The organism is Kitasatospora sp. NPDC059747 (assembly GCF_042732955.1).
Classification (GTDB): domain Bacteria; phylum Actinomycetota; class Actinomycetes; order Streptomycetales; family Streptomycetaceae; genus Kitasatospora.
Genome location: NZ_JBHWGV010000108.1, coordinates 23,000 through 30,916, shown reverse-complemented (window position 1 = coordinate 30,916; position 7,917 = coordinate 23,000). Strand labels below are relative to the sequence as shown.

The 7,917-nt window shown below is 74.0% G+C and carries 7 protein-coding genes and 1 pseudogene; all 8 read left to right on the top strand.

All coding sequences use genetic code 11. The annotated features are described in order from the left end of the window. A pseudogene (locus tag ACFV4G_RS34100) lies at positions 1-810 on the top strand (DNA polymerase III subunit gamma and tau); the annotation flags it as partial. A gap of 114 nt (positions 811-924) precedes the next feature. Then, positions 925-1,263, top strand: coding sequence for a YbaB/EbfC family nucleoid-associated protein (locus ACFV4G_RS34095; protein WP_359964018.1), 339 nt, complete (start codon positions 925-927; stop codon positions 1,261-1,263). A 233-nt stretch (positions 1,264-1,496) separates the two neighbouring features. Then, positions 1,497-2,096 (top strand): recombination mediator RecR, encoded by a 600-nt coding sequence (gene recR / locus ACFV4G_RS34090; RefSeq protein WP_380446057.1) that lies wholly within the window; start codon positions 1,497-1,499, stop codon positions 2,094-2,096. After that, positions 2,089-2,838, top strand: coding sequence for a DUF5063 domain-containing protein (locus ACFV4G_RS34085; RefSeq protein WP_380446056.1), 750 nt, complete (start codon positions 2,089-2,091; stop codon positions 2,836-2,838). The genes recR and ACFV4G_RS34085 overlap by 8 nt, the downstream gene beginning before the upstream one ends. A 349-nt stretch (positions 2,839-3,187) precedes the next feature. Next, complete coding sequence (locus tag ACFV4G_RS34080) at positions 3,188-4,468, top strand: aspartate kinase (RefSeq protein WP_363654588.1); 1,281 nt, start codon at positions 3,188-3,190, stop codon at positions 4,466-4,468. Between the two features lie 28 nt (positions 4,469-4,496). Continuing rightward, entirely contained in the window at positions 4,497-5,567 is a 1,071-nt protein-coding gene (locus ACFV4G_RS34075; protein WP_380446055.1) for an aspartate-semialdehyde dehydrogenase, read from the top strand. 419 nt (positions 5,568-5,986) lie between these two features. Beyond that, entirely contained in the window at positions 5,987-6,532 is a 546-nt protein-coding gene (locus ACFV4G_RS34070) for a SigE family RNA polymerase sigma factor (RefSeq protein ID WP_380446054.1), read from the top strand. Then, a complete protein-coding gene (locus tag ACFV4G_RS34065) occupies positions 6,525-7,871 on the top strand; it encodes a hypothetical protein (protein WP_380446053.1) in 1,347 nt (448 codons plus the stop codon). The genes ACFV4G_RS34070 and ACFV4G_RS34065 overlap by 8 nt, the downstream gene beginning before the upstream one ends. The last annotated feature ends 46 nt before the right edge of the window (positions 7,872-7,917 follow it).

Here is a 7,917-nt window from a genome sequence, read left to right as displayed (position 1 = left end):
TTGTTGTTTGGTCTGGTGGGCTGGGAGTTGTGTATAAGAGACAGGGCCCCGGCCGCGCCCGTGGCGGCGCAGCCCGAGCCCCAGGCGGCCCCGCCCGCCCCCGTGCCCGCGCCCGCACCCGTCGCGCAGCCGCCGGCCGCCGCGCAGCCGTCCGGCGCCGCCCAGCAGGGCGCCGCGCAGGTCCGGCAGCTGTGGCCGCAGATCCTGGAGGCGGTGAAGAACCGCCGCCGCTTCACCTGGATCCTGCTCAGCCAGAACGGCCAGGTGGCCGGTTTCGACGGCAGCGTGCTCCAGGTGTCGTTCGTCAACGCGGGCGCCCGCGACAGCTTCGTCGGCAGCAACAGCGACGACGTCCTGCGCCAGGCGCTCGGCGACGCGCTGGGCGTGGACTGGCGGATCGAGTGCATCGTCGACCCGTCCGGCGGAGCGGGCGGGGGAGCCGGTGGCGGCACCGGTGGCGGCTTCGGCGGCGGGGCCCCCGCCCCGGGCGCCACCACCAGCGGCTGGGGCGCCCCGGCGCGTCCGGCCGCGGCCGCGCCCCCGGTGCAGCCCGCCGCCCCGGCGCCGGCGCCCGTCCGGCCGCAGCCCCAGGCGCAGGCCCGGGTTCCGGCCCCGGCGCCGGTCCAGGCGGCGCCCGTCCAGAGCCTGCCGCCCGCCGCCGGGCCCCCGGCGCCGCACGTGGCCCCGGAGGACGACATCCCGGAGGAGGACGACCCGGACCTCAACGAGGAGGCCTTCTCCGGCCAGGACCTGATCATCCGCGAACTGGGTGCCACGGTCCTGGAGGAGATCCACCACCGCGGCAACTGAGCAGCACGTAGGCTCGGCGGAGACGACGACGGGTGACGAGCGAGGACCACGCCGTGGACGACGGCGGACGAGCCGCGCGAGCCCGTGCACAGGTGCGACAGCAAGGAGTGAGCCGTGTTCCCCGGTGGAGGCCAGCCCAACATGCAGCAGCTGCTGAAGCAGGCGCAGAAGATGCAGCAGGACCTCGCCAAGGCGCAGCAGGAGCTGGCCGAGGCGAAGGTGAACGGTTCGGCCGGCGGCGGTCTGGTCGAGGCCACGGTGACGGGTGCCGGTGAGCTGGTGGCGCTGACCATCGCCCCGGCGGCCGTCGACCCGGAGGACACCGAGACCCTGGCCGACCTGGTCCTGGCGGCGGTCCGGGATGCGAACCAGGCCGCGCAGAAGATGCAGGCCGAGCGCATGGGCCCGCTGACCCAGGGCCTGGGTGGCGGCATGCCCGGTCTGCCGTTCTAGGCGGTACCGGGCGGGCTCCGGACCGGGCGGTCACTGTGGGAGTCCGGCCGGTAGGTCCGTGTGATTTATGTGGGAGTCGGGCGTCGGGCGGTGTGTCCGGCGCCCGATTCGTTGGATGATGGCACCGGAGCACCACCGACCGACCACCGGCCGGACCACCGACCGAGCACCGGCCGGAGCATCGACCGAGCACCGGCCGGAGCACCACCGACCACCCGAGGGAAGGCGCGACGTTGTACGAGGGCGTGGTTCAGGACCTGATCGACGAACTGGGCAGGCTGCCCGGCGTCGGGCCCAAGAGCGCGCAGCGGATCGCCTTCCACGTCCTGCAGGCCGACCCGGTGGACGTCCGCCGCCTCGCGCACGCGCTGCTGGAGGTCAAGGACAAGGTCCGCTTCTGCGCGGTCTGCGGGAACGTCGCGGAGGCCGAGCAGTGCCGGGTCTGCCTGGACCCGCGCCGCGACCTGGCCGTCATCTGCGTGGTGGAGGAGCCCAAGGACGTCGTCGCCATCGAGCGCACCCGCGAGTTCCGCGGCCGCTACCACGTGCTGGGCGGCGCGATCAGCCCCATCGAGGGCGTCGGCCCGGACGACCTGCGGATCCGCGAGCTGCTGTCGCGCCTCGCGGACGGCACGGTCACCGAGCTGATCCTGGCCACCGACCCCAACCTGGAGGGGGAGGCGACCGCCACCTACCTGGCCCGGCTGTGCAAGCCGATGGGCCTGAAGGTGACCCGTCTGGCGAGCGGTCTGCCCGTCGGCGGGGATCTGGAGTACGCGGACGAGGTCACCCTCGGCCGCGCCTTCGAAGGGAGACGACTGCTCGATGTCTGACCGGACGATCAACCAGCAGCCCCACGCCCCCCACCAGCCGTCCCACGGCGAGGCGCACGGGCAGCCGCACGGCGACCCGCACGGGGACCGGCGGAACCACGCCCCGCACACCCACGGACACGGTTCGGAGCCGGACGACTTCGCGGTGCAGATCGCGGATTCGGTGGAGAGCTTCGTGCTCGCCGTCACCGAGGTCGCCAAGGGCGACGAGCCGGGCAGTGCCGTCTCCCTGCTCCTCCTGGAGGTCTCGCAGCTGCTGCTGGCCGGCGGCCGGCTGGGCGCGATCGAGGACGTCGTCCCGGACGACCGCTTCGAGCCGGACGCGGGGCCGGAGCCGGACGGCGAGCTGCTGCGCGAGCGGCTGGCGGCGCTGCTCGCGCCGATCGACGTCTACCACGAGGTCTTCGACCCGTACGGTCCGCCGGAGAAGCCGAACGCGTTCCGGATCTCGGACGACCTGGCCGGTGTGGTCGGCGAGCTCCAGCACGGGCTGACGCACTACCGCGAGGGCCGGGTCAGCGAGGCGCTGTGGTGGTGGCAGTTCTCGTACCTCTCCAACTGGGGCACGACCTGCTCGGCGGTGCTGCGGGCGCTGCAGTCGCTGATCGCCCACGTCCGGCTGGACAGCCCGATCGGTGCGGTGCCGGACGGCGCCGACACGGACGACGACGGGCTCACCGACGAGCAGCTGGAGCAGCAGGCCGGCGACCTCATGGCGGCCGAGCTCGGCCTCGGACGCTAGGAGCAGCGCTGGCAGCGGCGTCAGGAGCAGCTCCGGGGCGGCAGGTGGGGCCGGGGTCGGCATCGGCCCGCGAGTGTGACGAAGGCCTCACCGCCCGGCCCCGGAAAGAAATCCGGCCGTGCCGCCGTCCGTTCGTCCGGCGAATCTTCGGGGCCGCGCCGGATGGCCCGCAGACCTGCCGGTGCCCGCCCCGCACCACTGCCCACGTGCTGAAACGTGCGTCTCATCATATGGATGGCACCGGTCGCGGCACCCCTGCTCGGTAGACTGACGCGGACCGCAGATCCCCCTTCCCCGGGGGTGCGGGGGCCCACCCGCCCCCGGAAACGACACAAGTCGAGGAGCGCACGTGGGCCTTGTCGTGCAGAAGTACGGCGGCTCATCCGTTGCGGATGCCGAGGGCATCAAGCGCGTGGCCCGTCGAATCGTTGACGCCAAGAAGGCCGGCCATGAGGTCGTCGTCGTGGTGTCCGCGATGGGCGACACGACGGACGAGCTCATCGAACTCGCGGAGCAGGTGTCACCTCTCCCCGCCGGCCGCGAGTTCGACATGCTGCTGACCGCTGGAGAGCGCATCTCCATGGCCCTGCTGGCCATGGCGATCAAATCCCTGGGGCACGAGGCCCAGTCCTTCACGGGCAGCCAGGCCGGTGTCATCACGGACTCCGTCCACAACAAGGCACGCATCATCGACGTGACGCCGGGTCGCATCCGCACCGCCCTCGACGAGGGCAACATCGCGATCGTGGCCGGCTTCCAGGGCGTTTCGCAGTCCAGCAAGGACATCACCACGCTGGGCCGGGGCGGTTCGGACACCACCGCGGTCGCGCTCGCCGCCGCGCTCAAGGCCGAGGTCTGCGAGATCTACACCGATGTGGACGGCGTGTTCACCGCCGACCCGCGCGTCGTGAAGAAGGCCCGCAAGATCGACTGGATCGCGTACGAGGACATGCTGGAGCTGGCCTCGTCCGGTTCCAAGGTGCTGCTCGACCGCTGCGTGGAGTACGCCCGGCGCTACAACATCCCGATTCACGTACGCTCGTCCTTCTCGGGTCTCCCCGGGACGATCGTCAGCAACGACAACCCGAACAAGCCCGAAGGGGGCGAGATGGAGCAGGCCATCATCTCCGGAGTCGCCCACGACACTTCCGAGGCCAAGGTCACGGTCGTCGGCGTGCCCGACAAGCCGGGCGAGGCCGCGCGCATCTTCCGCGCCATCGCGGACGCCGAGGTCAACATCGACATGGTGGTGCAGAACGTCTCCGCCGCGTCGACCGGGCTGACCGACATCTCCTTCACCCTGCCCAAGACCGAGGGCCAGAAGGCCATCGACGCGCTCGGCCGGGTCAAGGAGGGCATCGGCTTCGAGTCGCTGCGCTACGACGACGCGATCGGCAAGATCTCCCTGGTCGGCGCGGGCATGCGCTCCAACCCGGGCGTCACCGCGACGTTCTTCGAGGCGCTGTCCGCCGCGGGCGTCAACATCGAGCTGATCTCCACCTCGGAGATCCGCATCTCGGTCGTGACCCGCGCCGACGACGTGCCGGAGGCCGTCCGCGCCGTGCACAGCGCCTTCGGGCTGGACAGCGACACGGACGAGGCCGTCGTCTACGGAGGCACCGGGCGATGAGCCGGGAGCCGAGCGGGAGCACCGGGCGATGACCCGGCGGCCGAACCTCGCCGTCGTCGGCGCCACCGGCGCGGTCGGCGAGGTGCTGCTCGGCCTGCTCTCGCTCCGTCAGGACGTCTGGGGCGAGGTACGACTCGTCGCCTCCCCGCGCTCGGCCGGCCGCAAGCCGGTCGTGCGCGGGGAGTCCGTCGAGGTCGTCGCGCTGACGGAGGAGGCCTTCGACGGGATCGACGTGGCGGTGTTCGCCGTGCCCGACGAGGTATCCGCCCGCTGGGCGCCGATCGCCGCCGCCAAGGGCGTCGTCGTGGTCGACGACTCCGCCGCGTTCCGCACCGCCGACGAGGTCCCGCTGGTCGTCCCCGAGGTGAACGCCGCCGCGCTGCGGATCCGCCCGCGCGGCATCGTCGCCAGCCCCGCCAGCACCACCCTCGCGATGATCGCGGCCATCGGGGCGCTGCACGCCGAGTACGGGCTCGTCGAACTCGTCGTCGCCTCCTACCAGGCCGCCTCCGGCGAGGGCCGCGACGGCGAGGCCGCCCTGCGCGAGCAGACCGCGCTCGTCGGCGGTCTCGACGCCGGCCGCCAGGAGATCGGCCGGCAGACCGGCGACCTGCGCGCGGTGATCGCCGACCACGGGCCGTTCGCCGCTCCGCTCGCGTTCAACGCGGTGCCCTGGACGGGCAGTCTGCGGGACGGCGGCTGGTCCTCCGAGGAGGTCGGGATCCGCGACGAGTCGCGCAAGATCCTCAACCTGCCCGCCCTGCGGGTCTCCGCGACCTGCGTGCGCATCCCCGTCGTCCGGACCCACGCGCTCGCCGTCCACGCGCTGTTCGAGCGGGAGGTGACGCAGGAGCACGCGCAGGAGATCCTCCGCGGGGCGCCCGGCGTCGTCCTCTACGACGACCCGGCGGCGGGGGAGTTTCCGACGCCGAACGACGTGGTCGGGACGGACCCGGTGTGGGTCGGACGGGTGCGCCGCGCGCTCGACCAGCCGGCCGCGCTGGACCTCTTCCTGTGCGGCGACAACCTGCGCAAGGGGGCGGCGCTCAACCTGCTCCAGATCGCCGAGCTCGTGGCGGGCGAGCTCTGGCCCGCGTAGCCGACCTGCGTGGTCGGCCCGCGTGGTCGGCCCGCGTGGTCGGCCCGCGTGGCCGACCTGCGTAGCCGACCCGGCCGGTACGACCCTCCGGGGGCGGTTGCGGCCCCAGGAGCGGGCGTCCTGACGGCCGGTCCGGCCCGATCCGTGTGCCCGATCCGTGTGTCCGATGTGAGGCGGGACCGTCCGATATGGGATCGTCCTCCCCACAATCTGTCCGGAAACCCTCTCGAATTCCCTGGAGGCCACTTCCGCGGATGCGGAAGAATGTCCCCCGGGCTGGGCAACCATGACAGGGGATCGAGTGTCCAACGGGCGTGGCGAACGTGATGGTGGGGGCAGGGGCGGGCATCTCGGCGAGTGCCGCGGTGACCTTCCCGCCGCGCGCCCATTGGCCTGCGAGTAGGCCGGAAGAAAGCCAGATGACCGCGGTCGCACCCGGTACGGCGGACTCCGGCGCCGGTGCCGACGCCGGTACCAGCGAGGACCTGCTCACCGAGACCTACCAGGCCCACTACCGCTCCCTGCTGCGGCTCGCCGCGCTGCTCCTCGACGACCTCTCGACCTGCGAGGACGTCGTCCAGGAGGCGTTCATCCGGGTGCACGCCGCCCGGCGCCGGGTGCGCGAGCCCGAGAAGACCCTGGCCTACCTGCGGCAGACGGTCGTCAACCTGTCCCGCTCCACGCTGCGCCGCCGGATCCTCGGCCTGCGGCTGCTGCCGAAACCGATGCCTGACATGGCCAGTGCAGAAGAAGGCGCCTACGATGCGCTGGAGCGTGACCAGTTGAAAGCCGCGCTCCGAGGCCTGCAACGCCGTCAGCGGGAGGTTCTGGTGCTGCGTTACTTCGTGGACATGACGGAGGCGCAGGTCGCCGAGACCCTGGGCATCTCGCTCGGATCGGTGAAGGCGTACGGCTCGCGCGGACTCGCCGCCCTGCGCACGCAGATGGAGGCCGGCCATGGGTGACGGCGCGGGAAAGGCCCACGGCGGGGGGCTCACTCCGGATCCCGCGGCGGACGTCGCGTCGGACCCCACCCCCGGTCTCCCGGCGGACCCGACCGCGGACCTCACCGCCGATCTCTCGGCGGACCTGACCGTGGACCTCACCGCCGATCCCGCGGCGGACCTGACCGCGGACCTCACGACCGATCTCTCGACGGACCCGACCGCGGACCTCACGACCGACGAACTGGCCGTCCGTGACCTGATGCACCGGGCGGTCGCCGGCATCCAGCCCGGCCCCGGCGGCCTGCCCCGCATCCGCACCGCCGTGCCCCGCCGCCGGGCCGCCCGCCGCGGCGCCCTGACCGGGGCCCTCGCGCTGGCCGCCGCCGTCGCGATCGCCCTGCCCGCCCTGCACACCGCCGACCACCTCGGCCTCTCCGGCGGCCCCGGCTCGCCGCACGCCGACGGCCCCGCCACCGGCGTCCCCGCCGGGACGACGGCCGACGGCTCCGGCCCGTTCGGCGCGTCCCCGCACCCCGGCCCGGCCCCCGGCACCGTCGGACAGCCGTCCGGCACCGCGAGCAGTTCGCCCAGCCCCGGCGCGAGCAGCGCCCGCGCCGACGCCGGGACGACCGCCCCCGCCGCGGCCACCAGCAGCGGCGACGGCCCGATCGTCCCGCTCTGCACCCGCGGCGACCTCGGCCAGGGCTCGGGCCAGGCCGGGCCCGCCGACGCCGCCGGGCGGATCTACGGGTGGTTCGCCGTGACCAACGTCTCCGGGCACGCCTGCCGGCTCGGCGGGCCGGGCGCGGTCTCCGTGACGGGGGTCACCGGGACGGACCGCAGCCGGATCCGGGTGACCGACCACACCGCGGGCGACCCGGCCACCGGCCTGCCGCCCGCCGACACGGACCCGCCGCTGCTCGCCCCGCAGGCCGGCTACCGGGTGCCGTTCGCCTGGATCCCCGACCCGGTCTGCCCGACGACCGGCCAGGGCGGCGCCACGGCGGCGCCGACCGGCGCGACCGGTCCCGGTCCGATCTCGCTCACCACCCAGGCGCCCGCGGCCTCCGGCGCCCCCGCGTCCGGCGCGTCGGCCGCGCCCTCGTCGAACCCGCAGGCGAGCCCGTCGCCCAGCACGGGCCCGACCACTGCGCCCACTCCCACGGGCAGCCCGACCCCGAACCCGACCGTCTCCAACCCGCCGTCCGCCACCATCGCGCACACCCCGGCGCCGGGCAGCCCGTCGGCCGCCGCCGTCCTCCTGCCGGGGGCGTGCGCGGGGACGGTGTACCGCGGCGGCCTGCAGGCGGTGGGCGGGCCGGCGTCGCAGCCGTCGGGGACGCCGTCGGCCGGGTAGCCGAAGACCGGGAGCGGGGCCGGGAGCGGTCCGGCGCCCGGTGTCC

Excerpts from the sequence above, each read along its gene's own strand:
- ACFV4G_RS34085 (WP_380446056.1), top strand. The coding sequence starts at position 2,089 with ATGTCTGACCGGACGATCAACCAGCAGCCCCACGCCCCCCACCAGCCG.
- ACFV4G_RS34075 (WP_380446055.1), top strand. The coding sequence starts at position 4,497 with ATGACCCGGCGGCCGAACCTCGCCGTCGTCGGCGCCACCGGCGCGGTC.
- ACFV4G_RS34070 (WP_380446054.1), top strand. The coding sequence starts at position 5,987 with ATGACCGCGGTCGCACCCGGTACGGCGGACTCCGGCGCCGGTGCCGAC.
- ACFV4G_RS34065 (WP_380446053.1), top strand. The coding sequence starts at position 6,525 with ATGGGTGACGGCGCGGGAAAGGCCCACGGCGGGGGGCTCACTCCGGAT.